Genomic DNA, 13,799 nt, shown 5'->3' on the forward strand with positions numbered 1-13,799 from the left:
ATCATGGCAAAAACCGCAGCAGCACTGCATATCCTTGTAAAGGAAGAAAAACTGGCTCTGGACCTTCTGGAGCAGCTTAAAAACGGTGGCGACTTCGAAAAACTGGCGAAGAAGCACTCTACCTGCCCATCCGGCAAAAAAGGCGGCCATTTAGGTGAATTCCGTCAGGGGCAGATGGTTCCTGCGTTCGATAAAGTGGTCTTTTCCTGCCCGCTGCTGGAGCCTTACGGCCCGCTGCACACTCAGTTCGGCTACCACATCATCAAGGTGTTGTACCGTAACTAAGCCAAAGGCCGGGATATCCGGCCTTTTCTTTACTTTGTCGACTGCAGCGTCTGCTGGGCTTCATGCTTCAGCAAATGCGTGCCGACCGCCATCTGGAACACTTTAAAAATAATGCCGTTCACGAAAGTGGTCAGCGTGAGGGTAATAAACGCCGTCATAATCCAGTCGATCACCGGCATCCCGCTGTGCAGCAAATAGGGACGGTAAATCAGCATTCCGGCAAACACGACCCAGTGGCTAAGGCAGTAGAAACATTGAAAGAGATGGCCCAGCATCGCATGCTTTTTCGCCGTCCAGCCGCGTAACCCTGCAAACAGTTCAGTTTGCGTTATCGTCATCGAAATACTGGCGGCGGCCAGGGCGATCATCAGACAAACTGGCAGATCCGTGGTTAAGGTTGAAATCATTCCTCATGCCCCTTTTCATTGAAATAGCTAATAAATTCGCTCCCGATATCTTGTAATGTCAGGCTTTTAAACCGCGCCAGTACCAGCTCTTCAGCCGCGGTAAACGTCTCGGACATCACTCGATTTACCCCCTGCTCCACCAGGCATTGCGGGTTTTCATTGCGGTTACCTAGCGCAAACAGACCCGGCGATCCCAGCGCCAGATAAATATCCAGCAGCGTCACTTCGCTAGCCGGGCGGCAGAGTCTCCAGCCGCCGTGGTGACCTTTGGTTGAGCAGACGATGTTGTTCTCGCGCAGACCGGCGAGCACTTTACGAATAAACGCCGGATTGCCGTCGATAAAGGCGGCCATTTGTTCCGATGTGAGCGGTTTGTCCATCTGCTCCAGGTGAAGCAGGATGTGCAATGTTGCTGAGAAGGAGTTATTTATTTTCATGTAACTTACAATATTACATAAAAAGAGAGACGGCAAGATAACAGGCACAAAAAAAGGCGCCGAAGCGCCTTTTTCATTTCAAAAACACATTAGCCAGCAACAGCGATGCGTTTCATATCGGTCATGTAGCCACGCAGTTTTTGACCCACTTTTTCGATTTCGTGGCTGCGAATGGCTTCATTGACGTCACGAAGTTGAGCGTTGTCTACCGCAGCGGCTGGGATCTCTTTACCCAGATCGCCCGGCTGCAGCGTGGTCATGAACTCTTTCAGCAGCGGTACGGCCGCGTAGGAGAACAGGTAGTTACCGTACTCAGCGGTATCAGAAATAACCACGTTCATTTCGTACAGGCGCTTACGAGCAATGGTGTTAGCAATCAGCGGCAGCTCGTGCAGGGACTCATAGTATGCCGACTCTTCGATGATGCCAGCGTCAACCATGGTTTCGAAGGCCAGCTCAACGCCTGCTTTCACCATGGCAATCATTACCACGCCTTTGTCGAAGTATTCCTGCTCGGAAATCTTACCTTCAAACTGCGGTGCAGTTTCGAAAGCGGTCTGGCCGGTCTCTTCACGCCAGGTATGCAGTTTCTTATCGTCGTTAGCCCAGTCAGCCATCATGCCGGAGGAGAACTCACCGGAGATGATGTCATCCATGTGTTTCTGGAACAGCGGAGCCATAATGGTTTTCAGCTGCTCGGACAGCGCGTTGGCGCGGATTTTTGCCGGGTTGGACAGACGGTCCATCATCAGCGTGATCCCGCCCTGCTTCAGCGCTTCGGTGATGGTTTCCCAGCCGAACTGAATCAGTTTTTCTGCATATGCAGCATCAGTACCTTCAGCCACCAGCTTGTCGAAGCACAGCAGAGAACCGGCCTGCAGCATACCGCACAGGATAGTTTGCTCGCCCATCAGGTCAGATTTCACTTCCGCAACGAAGGAAGACTCCAGCACGCCCGCACGGTGGCCACCGGTGGCCGCAGCCCAGGCTTTGGCAATCGCCATACCTTCGCCTTTCGGATCGTTTTCAGGGTGAACTGCGATCAGCGTTGGCACACCAAAACCACGTTTGTATTCTTCGCGCACTTCGGTGCCCGGGCACTTAGGTGCTACCATCACCACGGTGATGTCTTTACGAATGGTTTCGCCGACTTCAACCACGTTGAAACCGTGGGAGTAGCCCAGCGCCGCGCCGTCTTTCATCATCGGCTGTACGGCCTGAACAACGGAAGAGTGCTGTTTGTCTGGCGTCAGGTTAACAACCAGATCCGCCTGTGGGATCAGCTCTTCATAAGTACCCACTTTGAAGCCATTTTCGGTCGCTTTACGCCAGGATGCACGTTTCTCGGCGATAGCTTCCGCACGCAGGGCATAGGAAACATCCAGCCCGGAGTCGCGCATGTTCAGACCCTGGTTAAGACCCTGAGCGCCGCAGCCGACGATGACGACTTTTTTACCTTTGAGGTAGCTTGCTTCATCGGCGAATTCATCGCGCCCCATGAAGCGACATTTACCCAACTGCGCTAACTGCTGACGCAGGTTCAAAGTGTTGAAATAATTAGCCATCGTAGAACTCCGTATGTGTCGTGTTGTGCTTATTGTAAGGGCTCTGCAGCCGTGTCGTGCTGCCTAGAATGAACCCACTATATGACAGGAAATGCGTTGCTTAAATTGATATATTAACAACATCGCGTTGCAATTATTGCAATGCAAAAACGAGGCTTGATGACCATGGATTTACGCGATCTGAAAACCTTTCTGCACCTGGCTGAAAGCCGCCATTTTGGGCGTAGCGCGCGCGCCATGCACGTCAGTCCCTCCACGCTTTCGCGCCAGATCCAGCGTCTGGAGGACGACCTCGGGCAACCTCTGTTTTTGCGTGATAACCGCACCGTGACGCTGACTGAAGCCGGCGAGCAATTACGGCTGTTTGCCCAGCACACGCTGCTGCAATATCAGCAGATGCGCCACACGCTTGGCCAGCAAGGTCCTTCCCTGAGCGGAGAGCTGCATCTGTTTTGCTCGGTGACCGCCGCATACAGCCATTTGCCGCCCATTCTGGACCGCTTCCGGGCTGAACATCCTTCCGTTGAAATTAAGCTGACCACCGGCGACGCCGCGGATGCGGTAGAAAAAGTCGACTCCAACGAAGCCGATCTCGCCATTGCCGGAAAACCAGAGTCCCTTCCGCCTGGCGTGGCTTTCTCAATGCTGGAAAATTTATCCGTGGCCTTGATCGCCCCCGCTTTGCCTTGCCCTGTCAGGGCGCAGGTAAGCCAACCGGAGCCAGACTGGGCCAAAATTCCGTTTATCATGCCCGAGCAAGGGCCCGTTCGGCGCCGTATAGAACTGTGGTTCCGCCGCCAGAAAATCAGTAACCCGGTAATCTACGCTACCGTCGCCGGCCACGAAGCCATGGTGTCAATGGTGGCGCTGGGATGTGGCGTCGCGCTGATCCCGGAAATCGTGCTGGAAAACAGCCCGGAACCGGTGCGCAACCGCGTGCTGGTTCTGGAACGTAACGATGAGAAAGCGCCGTTTGAACTGGGCGTTTGCGTACAAAAAAAGCGGCTCAATGAGCCGCTTATCAGCGCCTTCTGGAAGCTTTTACCCGGCAGCCATTAACCGGCCAGGAAGAAGCGGAACGCCGGGTTCTGGGTTTCGTCGTGACATTCGTAACCCAGTTCGTTGAGCCGGGTTTCGAAGTCCGGCTCATTTTCACCCAACTCAAACGCCGCCAGAACTCGCCCGTAGTCGGTGCCGTGGCTGCGGTAGTGGAACAGAGAAATGTTCCAGTGCGTTCCCAGCGTGCTCAGGAACTTCAGCAGCGCCCCCGGCGATTCCGGGAATTCAAAGCTGTACAAGCGTTCGCGCAGCGGCTTCGAAGGTCGGCCGCCCACCATGTAGCGAACGTGCAGCTTCGCCATTTCGTCGTCAGAGAGATCGACCACACCGTAGCCGCCTTCGCTGAGCTGAGCGATGATCTCTTTACGCTCTTCCAGCCCGCGGGTCAGTCGCACCCCAACAAAAATGCAGGCATCGTCAGAGCTAGCGTAACGGTAGTTGAACTCAGTGACCGAGCGACCGCCCAGCAGCTGGCAAAACTTCAGGAAACTGCCTTTTTGCTCTGGAATAGTGACCGCCAGCAATGCTTCTCGCTGCTCGCCCAGTTCACAGCGCTCCGAGACATAGCGTAGCCCGTGAAAATTCACGTTTGCGCCAGACAGCACATGCGCCAGGCGTTCGCCACGAATGTTGTGCTGCTGGATGTACTTTTTCATCCCCGCCAGCGCCAGCGCGCCGGAAGGCTCGGCGACAGCACGCACATCCTCGAACAAATCCTTCATCGCCGCGCAGATGGCATCGCTGTCCACGGTGATGATGTCGTCCAGGTATTCCTGGCACACGCGGAAGGTTTCGTCGCCGATGCGCTTAACAGCAACACCTTCGGCAAACAGCCCTACGCGCGGCAGCTCAACCGGGTGCCCGGCATCCAGCGCCGCCTTGAGACAGGCAGAATCTTCGGCTTCAACCGCAATCACTTTGATCTGCGGCATCAGTTGCTTGATCAAAACCGCTACGCCAGCCGCCAGGCCACCGCCGCCAACCGGCACGAATACGCGATCGATGTGCGCATCCTGCTGCAGCAATTCCAGCGCAACCGTACCCTGCCCGGCGATGACTGCCGGGTGATCAAACGGAGGCACGTAGGTGAAACCTTGCTGCTGAGAAAGTTCGATGGCTTTGGCCTTTGCCTCATCGAAATTCGCGCCATGCAGCAACACTTCGCCTCCGAAGGCCCGCACAGCATCGACTTTGATATCCGCAGTAGCCACAGGCATAACGATCAGCGACTTAATACCCAATCGAGTGGACGAAAGCGCGACGCCCTGAGCGTGATTTCCCGCAGAAGCGGTGATCACGCCACTGGCTTTTTGCTCGCTGTTCAGGCCAGCAATCATCGAATAAGCCCCGCGCAGCTTGAAGCTATGCACAGGCTGGCGGTCTTCACGCTTAACCAGAATGACGTTATCAAGGCGCGAAGAAAGCTTTTCCATTTTTTGCAGCGGCGTTACCTGCACAACTTCGTAAACCGGCGCGCGCAATACCGCGCGCAGATACTCTGCTCCGCCGGGGGCATCGGGTAGCGGTTGTGACTCAGCCATAATTAGCCTCCAAGCTTGCTTTTATCACGCACGGCACCTTTATCCGCACTGGTGGCGAGGCTGGCGTAGGCGCGCAGGGCGAAGGAAACCTGGCGCTCACGATTGCGAGGAGTCCATGCCGCTTCACCGCGAGCTTCCTGCGCTTCACGACGTGCAGCCATTTCCTGATCGGTAAGCTGCAGCTGAATACCGCGATTAGGGATATCAATGGCAATCATGTCGCCGTCTTCAATCAGGGCGATATTGCCGCCGCTCGCGGCTTCAGGAGAAACGTGGCCGATCGACAGACCCGAGGTCCCGCCGGAGAAACGGCCGTCGGTGACCAGCGCGCAGGCTTTACCCAGCCCCATAGATTTCAGGAAGGTGGTTGGGTAGAGCATTTCCTGCATGCCTGGCCCGCCCTTTGGCCCTTCGTAGCGAATAACAACCACGTCACCTGCAACGACTTTACCGCCGAGGATGGCTTCTACCGCATCGTCCTGGCTTTCATAAACTTTGGCCGGGCCGCGGAATACCAGGCTGCCTTCATCCACGCCAGCGGTTTTAACAATACAGCCGTTTTCCGCGAAGTTGCCGTACAGAACGGCCAGGCCGCCATCTTTGCTGTAGGCATTTTCCAGTGAGCGAATGCAACCGTTAGCGCGATCGTCATCCAGCGTGTCCCAGCGGCAGTTCTGCGAGAAAGCCTGAGTAGTACGAATGCCCGCCGGACCCGCGCGGAACATCGTTTTCACCGCCTCGTCTTTGGTCAGCATGACATCGTATTGTTCCAGCGTCTGCGGCAGGGAAAGGCCAAGCACGTTTTTCACTTCGCGGTTCAACAATCCGGCGCGATCCAGCTCGCCGAGGATCCCGAGTACGCCTCCGGCACGGTGCACGTCTTCCATATGGTATTTCTGGGTGCTTGGCGCGACTTTACACAGCTGTGGAACCTTGCGGGACAGCTGGTCAATGTCGGTCATGGTGAAGTCGATTTCAGCTTCTTGCGCGGCGGCCAGCAGGTGCAGAACGGTGTTAGTGGAGCCGCCCATGGCGATATCCAGAGTCATGGCGTTTTCGAACGCCTCTTTGCTGGCGATGCTGCGCGGGAGCGCGGTGGCATCATCCTGCTCGTAATAGCGCTTGGTCAGTTCAACAATGCGTTTACCCGCGTTCAGGAACAACTCTTTGCGGTCAGCGTGCGTCGCCAGCAGTGAACCGTTACCCGGCTGAGACAGACCTAGCGCCTCGGTCAGGCAGTTCATGGAGTTGGCAGTGAACATACCTGAACAAGAGCCGCACGTTGGACACGCGGAGCGTTCAACCTGCTCGCTTTGCTCGTCAGAAACTTTCGGGTCCGCACCCTGAATCATCGCATCGACCAGATCCAGCTTGATGATCTGGTCGGAAAGTTTAGTTTTCCCGGCTTCCATCGGGCCGCCGGAGACGAAGATCACCGGAATGTTCAGGCGCAGCGAGGCCATCAGCATCCCTGGGGTGATTTTGTCGCAGTTGGAGATACAAACCATGGCATCGGCGCAGTGGGCGTTCACCATGTACTCAACCGAGTCGGCAATCAGCTCGCGGGACGGCAGGGAATAGAGCATACCGCCGTGCCCCATCGCGATACCGTCATCCACCGCAATGGTGTTGAACTCTTTCGCTACGCCGCCGGAGGCTTCGATTTGCTCGGCAACCAGTTTACCCAGGTCGCGCAGGTGAACGTGGCCCGGTACGAATTGGGTAAAGGAGTTGACGACCGCAATGATCGGTTTGCCAAAATCGGCGTCGGTCATCCCCGTTGCGCGCCACAGCGCGCGGGCACCCGCCATATTGCGGCCGTGAGTTGTAGTGGCGGAACGATACTTAGGCATGCTTTATTTACTCCAGTCTGTCGGGTAGCAGGCGGTCAGTTGCCGCCCGCCTGATTATATTTTTGTTTAAAACTTACGGGTTTACCTGATCTAACCAGCCCCACTTGTCTTCGGTTTCGCCGGTGAACAGGCCAAAGAATGCCTGTTGAATACGTTTGGTGACCGGGCCACAGCGGCCTTCGCCCACCTGAATGCGGTCTACGCTGCGCACCGGGGTGATTTCGGCGGCGGTACCGGACATAAAGACTTCGTCGGCCAGGTACAGAGACTCGCGCGACAGCACCTGCTCACGGACTTCAATGCCCAAGTCTTTTGCCAGCTTGATGATTGCATCGCGGGTAATCCCCGGCAGCGCTGAAGAGGTAAATGGCGGGGTGTAGATCACGCCGTCTTTTACTTCGAACAGGTTTTCACCCGCGCCCTCAGACAGGAAGCCGTTCACATCGAGCGCAATCCCTTCCTGATAGCCGTGGCGGCGTGCTTCGCTGCCGACCAGCAGAGAAGAAAGGTAGTTACCGCCCGCTTTGGCCGCGGTAGGAATGGTGTTTGGTGCCGCACGGTTCCAGGAAGAGACCATTGCATCAATCCCCTGATCCAGCGCTTCAGCGCCCAGATAAGCGCCCCACGGGAAAGCCGCAATGATCACGTCGGTGGTATACCCTTCCGGCGGATTAACGCCCATACCTACGTCGCCAACAAAGACCAGAGGGCGAATGTAAGCGCTGGTGAGATTATTTTTACGGATAACCGCACGGCAGGCTTCCATCAGCACATCCACGCTTTGCGATACCGGGAAGCGATAGATTTTTGCTGAGTCACGCAAGCGCTGCATGTGTTCACGATGACGGAACACCACTGGCCCTTTGTGCGAGTCGTAGCAACGGATGCCTTCGAAGACCGAAGTACCGTAGTGCAGCGCGTGGGACATGACGTGAACTTTCGCTTCTCCCCACGGAGTCATCTCGCCATTGAACCAGATGTAATCAGCTTTCTTGGTCGTCATTGTTCTCTTCCTTTTACGCTCAGGCGCGGATTTGTTGTGATGTTTGTGGCTGGATTTCAACGCAGGCAACGTCAACCAGCTTGCTTAATTGAGTAAACAGTAATTCGACTGGCCGCAGGCTAGCAACGGTCAATTCAATATTAATATTGTCGGTATTCCCCGCCGCGGCCATATTCATCGCGCAGATCTGGAATCCACGATGGCGCACTACGCGTAAAACACGTTCTAACGTTTCCGGACGGAAGCGAGCCTGCACTGCGAGCTGATGTTGCATCATGATAATTTCTCCAGCATTTGCGAGTTACTGGCACCGGGCGGTACCAACGGCCAGACGTTTTCGTACTCATCGATCGAGACGTGAAGCATGTACGGGCCGTCGCTGTTCAGCAGGGCGTCTAACGCGGCTTCTACCTGGTCTTTACGGGTGATGTGCTGACCTGGAATGCCAAAGGCGCTGGCCAGCGTGAGGAAATCAGGGTTGTCGGTCAGGGTGGTTTCACTGTAGCGCTCTTCAAAAAACAGCTGCTGCCACTGTCTCACCATGCCCAGGCGTTGGTTATCGAGCAGCAGGATTTTGACCGGCAACTGTTTGCGCTTGATGGTGCCTAATTCCTGAACGTTCATCATGAAAGAGCCATCGCCGGAGACGCAAATAACCGTATCTTCCGGCCTTGCAACCTGAGCACCAACGGCGGCGGGTAAACCAAAGCCCATCGTGCCAAGCCCGCTGGAAGTGATGAAGTTCTCCGGGCGAGTGAAGGTCATGTGCTGTGCGGTCCACATCTGATGCTGGCCTACGTCGGTGGTCACAACGGCTTCTGCTGATTTGCGCTCGGAGAGCTGCTTCAGCAGCAAGGGGGCATAGATAGCCTGACCCGGATGATCGTAGCGCCACTGGTGTTCTTCGTTCAGGGCGGCGACATGCTGCTGCCAGGAGGCAATGTGCAACGGCTGTTGCAAGGCCGGTAAAAGCTGATTCAGTGGCCCCTGCAACGCGACATGCGCCTGGCGCAGCTTGCTCAGCTCCGCAGGATCGATATCCATGTGGATAACTTTGGCGTGCGGAGCAAAGGTATTCAGCTTCCCGGTGACGCGGTCATCGAAACGGGCTCCAACGGCCAACAGCAGATCGCATTCCTGAACGGCGAGGTTCGCCGCCTTGGTGCCGTGCATTCCCAACATACCGGTATAAAACGCATGGTCGGCCGGGACTGCACCCAGCCCTTTCAGAGTGACTGTGGAAGGCATACCCGTGACGGAAATAAACTCACGGAGCGCTGGAACCGCCTGCGCCATCCCAACGCCGCCGCCAACGTAAAGCATCGGCTTTTTGGCCTGAGCGAGCATTTCACGGGCCTGCTGCAATTCAGCCAACGGTAGGTGAGCATCATCTTCAACGGCAGATAACCAGGCCTCAGGCTCACCAATAGCCAACTGAATATCTTTTGGAATATCGACCAGAACGGGGCCTGGACGGCCAGAATTAGCAATCTCAAAGGCCTCGGCAAGGACACGCGGCAATTCATCAAAGGATTCGACGAGGAAACTGTGTTTCGTGCAGGCAAGCGACAGGCCGAGGACGTCAACTTCCTGGAAAGCGTCAGTCCCGATCAAAGGTGCAGCCACCTGGCCGGTGATGGCAACCACAGGAACAGAATCTAAAAGTGCGTCAGCAAGGCCAGTTAACAGATTTGTCGCACCGGGGCCAGAAGTGGCAATACACACACCGGTTTTGCCCGTTGAGCGGGCATAACCAATAGCTGCCATGGCTGCACCTTGCTCATGGCGACACAGTAGATGTTCCACACCACCGTCGTACAACGCATCGTACACCGGCATAATCGCGCCGCCAGGATAACCGAAAACTGTTTCAACACCCTGCGCTCGCAACGCATGTACTACCCACTGTGCACCATTCATAGTTAGTTCCCCGTCTCATCACCGGAGAAACAGCATTTTATTCTGCAACACATACTCTGTTCCTCGCTTCACATTCTTCAGTCAACAAAAAACCCCCGGACCTTTCGGTGCGGGGGTTCTTTTCGATTCAGGCTTGATTTTTAAGCCTTTCTTTCTCCAAGTGCAGCCCCGCACGGTGGGATAATAATCACCACCACGCTAATCACGACCAGGCTAATCACTCGTAGAAGGGCTGTCATTTTCTGTATGTTCTAACGTCTAGTTCGAAGTAATGCCTACAGAGTTATCACAGAGTTGACGTAAAGCACAATATTTTTTTATGACGAAAAGATCGCCGTTGAAATTAATTAGCATAAAAACTATTTAATTTCAGTGCATAACGAGAAAGTGAAAATAATTCATAAAACTGGTCTGCTGAGGGTATTTTCTGCGTAATACCAGTAAAAAGTTATTGTTCTGCGATCGGCTTCGCAGCCAGAGCTGTAAAAAAGAAAGCGGATAAAAAAGTCAGGGAGGTACTTCCCGGTGCATAAAACGAACAATATTTAATCTTTTATTGGCGCGGCAGAATGAAGTTTTTCACGGAGGAAAAATGTCACTGTCGGTTGTCTATACCAGAGCAGCACTCGGCGTTCACGCCCCACAGGTTACGGTTGAAGTGCATATCAGTGCTGGTTTACCAGGGCTTACGCTTGTCGGCCTGCCTGAAACTACCGTGAGAGAAGCCCGGGATCGAGTCAGAAGCGCATTGATCAATAGCGGCTACACATTTCCAGCGCGTAAAATCACTATTAACCTTGCTCCGGCAGATCTTCCTAAAGAAGGTGGCAGATACGATTTGCCGATTGCTCTGGCGCTGCTGGTTGCCTCTGAGCAGCTAAATACGCCCAAGCTGGCCAAGCTTGAGTTTATCGGCGAGCTTGCGCTGACCGGGGAGCTACGTGGGGTTTCTGGGGCCATATCATCCGCTATGGAGGCTTTGAATGCGGGGCGAGAAGTCGTGGTTGCCGCAGAAAATGAAGAAGAAGTAGCCCTGATCGCTAAACCGGGCTGCTTTGTGGCCACGCATCTGACCGAGGTATGCGCCTGGCTGGAAGGAAAACACGACCTCCGCACCCCGGTTAGCCCTGCGCTGTGGCAAGCTGATAGCCTGGAAGACATGAACGAGATTATTGGGCAAAGTCAGGGAAAACGAGCGCTGGAAATTGCGGCGGCTGGCGGGCATAACCTCTTACTGATAGGCCCACCAGGAACGGGTAAAACCATGCTGGCGAGCCGGCTCAATACGCTCCTTCCTCCTTTGAACGATGTTGAAGCATTACAGAGCGCAGCCATTCTGAGCCTGGTACAATCTTCGCATCTTCATCGCCATTGGCGTCAGCGTCCGTTCAGGGCTCCCCATCACAGTGCCTCGTTAACTTCCGTCGTGGGCGGCGGGGCTATCCCGCAGCCAGGAGAAATTTCGTTAGCGCACAACGGCGTGTTATTTCTGGATGAATTACCTGAGTTTGAGCGCCGCGTACTGGACTCGCTTAGGGAACCTATTGAATCAGGTGAGATTCATATCTCTCGCACCCGGGCAAAAATCACCTACCCCGCGGATTTTCAGCTTATCGCGGCGATGAATCCCAGTCCTACAGGGCATTATGAAGGCAAACATAACCGTGCCACGCCCCAGCAGACTTTACGCTATATGAATCGACTCTCGGGCCCTTTTCTCGACCGCTTCGACCTCTCAGTGGATATCCCGCTTCTCCCGGCAGGAATGCTGAGTAAAACGAACCATCAGGAAGAAAAAAGCGAGAGAATAAGGGAAAGGGTAATAGAGACACGCGACAGGCAACTCTCCCGGCAGAACAAGCTGAATGCCCGACTCAGCAATCATGAGATCCGCGAACACTGTGAACTTGTGCCGAATGATGCAGTTTGGCTGGAGGAAACATTACTCAAACTGGGCCTGTCGGTCAGGGCATGGCAACGTCTTCTGAAAGTCTCTCGTACCATCGCGGATATCGAGCATTGCGAGAGTATTACTCGGGCACATCTCCAGGAAGCACTGAGCTATCGAACTATTGATCGGTTGCTCCTGCATTTGCACAGACTGGCAGAATAAAAAACGGGGCTTTCGCCCCATTTTTTAATCATCACTATCGCTGTAGTCTTCAACCGTATCCATCTGCGGTTTACCGCCAGACAGGGTATGAAAACGTTTTGGACGCTTAATACGCGACATGTACTTGCTCCAGACACGTTCCGCTTCAGTAGCAGGCTCGCGCACACCACGGCATACGGCAACAAACTGCACTTCTTCTTCAGTGCCTGGTTCGCGCTTACCGAGATCCAGCTCATTGAACGCAAAACCATGACGTTCTAACAGCTGTGCCTCTTTGATGGTGAAATCACCATGACGAGCAAACCCACGTGGATAATGTTTATTGTCGAAAAACCGATTAGTCGTCGTAAAGCTTTCCGCCATCCTACACGCTCCTGATTTTCTTGGTCGAGCTATTTATGGCGCGGAGTATTAGTTACGCTTGACAGAGTGTAAAACAAAACATTTAAATCATAACGACAAATTATTTTTTGGAGTAAGCCGTGGACACCGAATTACTTAAAACCTTCCTGGAAGTTAGCAGAACACGGCACTTTGGTCGCGCTGCAGAAGCACTTTATTTGACGCAGTCTGCGGTAAGCTTTCGCATCCGACAGCTCGAAAATCAGCTTGGTGTAAACCTTTTTACCCGCCACCGCAATAACATACGGCTGACAACTGCCGGGGAGCGCCTGTTGCCCTACGCAGAAAACCTGATGAATACGTGGTTAGCAGCGAAAAAAGAGGTATCACATACTTCTCAGCATAATCAGCTCACGCTTGGTGCCAGCGCATCGCTTTGGGAATGTATGCTTTCTGAATGGCTCATTGCGCTTTATCAACAGCATAATGGCCTGCAGTTCGAAGCACGAATTGCACAACGTCAGTCACTCGTTAAACAGCTTCATGAGCGCCAGCTGGATTTATTGCTCACAACTGAAGCGCCAAAAATGGACGAATTTGCCAGCCAGTTGCTAGGTTACTTCAGCATGGGGCTTTATGGTCCTGCCGCGGAAAGCCGTAAAGCTTCACTCAACTATTTACGCATCGAGTGGGGTGCGGATTTTCACCAGCATGAGGCCGAGCTCATTGGAAGTGATGATATTCCGGTATTAACTACCAGTTCAGCAAAAATAGCCTGCAAGCTGATCTCTGAACTTAACGGTTGCACCTTCCTGCCGATTGAGTGGGCAAAAGAACAGCCCGGGATCTGGCCTGTCCCCGAAAGCACAACGCTTTCCAGACCATTGTATGCTGTCTGGTTACAAAACACGGACAAACAGAGTGTTATCAAAGAATTATTGAAGACACCATTAAAGGCGCAGTAATGCGCTTTTAATAGCTAAGAATATAAAGGAGAGGAATTTTGGACAAAAAAAATCCTTTGCCTAAGCAAAGGATTATATATGGCAGGGGCGGAGAGACTCGAACTCGCGACACCCGGTTTTGGAGACCGGTGCTCTACCAACTGAGCTACGCCCCTAAATTTTCCTACTATTAAGCCTGCTTAAAGAGCAGGCTTAATTTTAATAAGTGGCGGAACGGACGGGACTCGAACCCGCGACCCCCTGCGTGACAGGCAGGTATTCTAACCGACTGAACTACCGCTCCACCGAATTTTTCTACAACCACCGGTT

Annotated in this window: 14 protein-coding genes and 2 tRNA genes; 4 read left to right on the forward strand and 12 right to left on the reverse strand. The window is 53.9% G+C overall.

Features of this window, described 5'->3' with window-relative positions; all coding sequences use genetic code 11:
* Window positions 1-3 precede the first annotated feature (3 nt).
* Complete coding sequence (ppiC, locus tag A936_RS05805) at window positions 4-285, forward strand: peptidylprolyl isomerase PpiC (RefSeq protein WP_008455569.1); 282 nt, start codon at window positions 4-6, stop codon at window positions 283-285.
* Between the two features lie 29 nt (window positions 286-314).
* Here the strand turns inward: ppiC and A936_RS05810 are convergent, their stop codons facing one another.
* The 3 genes from A936_RS05810 to ilvC all read right to left on the reverse strand — a co-directional run bounded on the left by A936_RS05810 (window position 315) and on the right by ilvC (window position 2,694).
* Window positions 315-692: a hypothetical protein gene (locus A936_RS05810; RefSeq protein ID WP_008455572.1), complete on the reverse strand. Its 378-nt coding sequence runs from the start codon at window positions 690-692 to the stop codon at window positions 315-317.
* The gene (locus tag A936_RS05815; protein WP_034807977.1) at window positions 689-1,129 is read right to left on the reverse strand and encodes an Rrf2 family transcriptional regulator; all 441 of its coding nucleotides are present in this window, start codon (window positions 1,127-1,129) and stop codon (window positions 689-691) included. The genes A936_RS05810 and A936_RS05815 overlap by 4 nt, the downstream gene beginning before the upstream one ends.
* An 89-nt stretch (window positions 1,130-1,218) precedes the next feature.
* Window positions 1,219-2,694, reverse strand: a complete 1,476-nt coding sequence (ilvC, locus tag A936_RS05820) for a ketol-acid reductoisomerase (RefSeq protein WP_008455576.1) — start codon at window positions 2,692-2,694, stop codon at window positions 1,219-1,221.
* A 165-nt stretch (window positions 2,695-2,859) separates the two neighbouring features.
* On the opposite strand from ilvC, the gene ilvY reads away from it, so the two are divergent.
* The gene (gene ilvY / locus A936_RS05825; protein WP_008455578.1) at window positions 2,860-3,753 is read left to right on the forward strand and encodes an HTH-type transcriptional activator IlvY; all 894 of its coding nucleotides are present in this window, start codon (window positions 2,860-2,862) and stop codon (window positions 3,751-3,753) included.
* Here the strand turns inward: ilvY and ilvA are convergent.
* From ilvA to ilvL, 6 genes are all read right to left on the reverse strand, one after another.
* The gene (gene ilvA / locus A936_RS05830) at window positions 3,750-5,294 is read right to left on the reverse strand and encodes a threonine ammonia-lyase, biosynthetic (protein ID WP_008455579.1); all 1,545 of its coding nucleotides are present in this window, start codon (window positions 5,292-5,294) and stop codon (window positions 3,750-3,752) included. The two genes, ilvY and ilvA, sit on opposite strands and share 4 nt — an antisense overlap.
* Before the next feature lie 2 nt (window positions 5,295-5,296).
* Window positions 5,297-7,147: a dihydroxy-acid dehydratase gene (ilvD, locus tag A936_RS05835; RefSeq protein ID WP_008455582.1), complete on the reverse strand. Its 1,851-nt coding sequence runs from the start codon at window positions 7,145-7,147 to the stop codon at window positions 5,297-5,299.
* Between the two features lie 73 nt (window positions 7,148-7,220).
* Window positions 7,221-8,150, reverse strand: coding sequence for a branched-chain amino acid transaminase (locus tag A936_RS05840; protein ID WP_008455584.1), 930 nt, complete (start codon window positions 8,148-8,150; stop codon window positions 7,221-7,223).
* A gap of 19 nt (window positions 8,151-8,169) precedes the next feature.
* On the reverse strand, window positions 8,170-8,427 hold the full coding sequence (gene ilvM / locus A936_RS05845; RefSeq protein ID WP_008455586.1) for an acetolactate synthase 2 small subunit: 258 nt from the start codon (window positions 8,425-8,427) through the stop codon (window positions 8,170-8,172).
* On the reverse strand, window positions 8,424-10,070 hold the full coding sequence (gene ilvG, locus A936_RS05850; protein ID WP_008455587.1) for an acetolactate synthase 2 catalytic subunit: 1,647 nt from the start codon (window positions 10,068-10,070) through the stop codon (window positions 8,424-8,426). The genes ilvM and ilvG overlap by 4 nt, the downstream gene beginning before the upstream one ends.
* Window positions 10,071-10,210: 140 nt before the next feature.
* Window positions 10,211-10,309, reverse strand: coding sequence for an ilv operon leader peptide (gene ilvL, locus A936_RS22625; protein ID WP_071530467.1), 99 nt, complete (start codon window positions 10,307-10,309; stop codon window positions 10,211-10,213).
* Window positions 10,310-10,662: 353 nt separating this feature from the next.
* Here ilvL and A936_RS05855 point away from each other — a divergent pair, with 353 nt between their 5' ends.
* Window positions 10,663-12,183: a YifB family Mg chelatase-like AAA ATPase gene (locus tag A936_RS05855; RefSeq protein WP_008455589.1), complete on the forward strand. Its 1,521-nt coding sequence runs from the start codon at window positions 10,663-10,665 to the stop codon at window positions 12,181-12,183.
* Between the two features lie 24 nt (window positions 12,184-12,207).
* Here the strand turns inward: A936_RS05855 and A936_RS05860 are convergent, their stop codons facing one another.
* Window positions 12,208-12,546 carry a MaoP family protein gene (locus A936_RS05860; RefSeq protein WP_008455591.1) on the reverse strand — a complete coding sequence of 113 codons (339 nt, stop codon included), beginning with the start codon at window positions 12,544-12,546 and terminating at the stop codon, window positions 12,208-12,210.
* 119 nt (window positions 12,547-12,665) lie between these two features.
* On the opposite strand from A936_RS05860, the gene hdfR reads away from it, so the two are divergent.
* Window positions 12,666-13,490 carry an HTH-type transcriptional regulator HdfR gene (hdfR, locus tag A936_RS05865; protein WP_008455597.1) on the forward strand — a complete coding sequence of 275 codons (825 nt, stop codon included), beginning with the start codon at window positions 12,666-12,668 and terminating at the stop codon, window positions 13,488-13,490.
* 79 nt (window positions 13,491-13,569) lie between these two features.
* Here hdfR and A936_RS05870 read toward each other — a convergent pair.
* Both A936_RS05870 and A936_RS05875 read right to left on the reverse strand, forming a co-directional pair.
* Window positions 13,570-13,645 (reverse strand) — tRNA-Trp (locus A936_RS05870).
* 51 nt (window positions 13,646-13,696) lie between these two features.
* Window positions 13,697-13,773: transfer RNA gene (locus A936_RS05875), tRNA-Asp, on the reverse strand.
* Between the last annotated feature and the right edge of the window lie 26 nt (window positions 13,774-13,799).

Source organism: Enterobacter sp. Ag1 (assembly GCA_000277545.1).
Classification (GTDB): Bacteria; Pseudomonadota; Gammaproteobacteria; order Enterobacterales; family Enterobacteriaceae; genus Cedecea.

Excerpts from the sequence above, each read along its gene's own strand:
- ppiC (WP_008455569.1), top strand. The coding sequence starts at position 4 with ATGGCAAAAACCGCAGCAGCACTGCATATCCTTGTAAAGGAAGAAAAA.
- A936_RS05810 (WP_008455572.1), bottom strand. The coding sequence starts at position 692 with ATGATTTCAACCTTAACCACGGATCTGCCAGTTTGTCTGATGATCGCC.
- A936_RS05815 (WP_034807977.1), bottom strand. The coding sequence starts at position 1,129 with ATGAAAATAAATAACTCCTTCTCAGCAACATTGCACATCCTGCTTCAC.
- ilvC (WP_008455576.1), bottom strand. The coding sequence starts at position 2,694 with ATGGCTAATTATTTCAACACTTTGAACCTGCGTCAGCAGTTAGCGCAG.
- ilvY (WP_008455578.1), top strand. The coding sequence starts at position 2,860 with ATGGATTTACGCGATCTGAAAACCTTTCTGCACCTGGCTGAAAGCCGC.
- ilvA (WP_008455579.1), bottom strand. The coding sequence starts at position 5,294 with ATGGCTGAGTCACAACCGCTACCCGATGCCCCCGGCGGAGCAGAGTAT.
- ilvD (WP_008455582.1), bottom strand. The coding sequence starts at position 7,147 with ATGCCTAAGTATCGTTCCGCCACTACAACTCACGGCCGCAATATGGCG.
- A936_RS05840 (WP_008455584.1), bottom strand. The coding sequence starts at position 8,150 with ATGACGACCAAGAAAGCTGATTACATCTGGTTCAATGGCGAGATGACT.
- ilvM (WP_008455586.1), bottom strand. The coding sequence starts at position 8,427 with ATGATGCAACATCAGCTCGCAGTGCAGGCTCGCTTCCGTCCGGAAACG.
- ilvG (WP_008455587.1), bottom strand. The coding sequence starts at position 10,070 with ATGAATGGTGCACAGTGGGTAGTACATGCGTTGCGAGCGCAGGGTGTT.
- ilvL (WP_071530467.1), bottom strand. The coding sequence starts at position 10,309 with ATGACAGCCCTTCTACGAGTGATTAGCCTGGTCGTGATTAGCGTGGTG.
- A936_RS05855 (WP_008455589.1), top strand. The coding sequence starts at position 10,663 with ATGTCACTGTCGGTTGTCTATACCAGAGCAGCACTCGGCGTTCACGCC.
- A936_RS05860 (WP_008455591.1), bottom strand. The coding sequence starts at position 12,546 with ATGGCGGAAAGCTTTACGACGACTAATCGGTTTTTCGACAATAAACAT.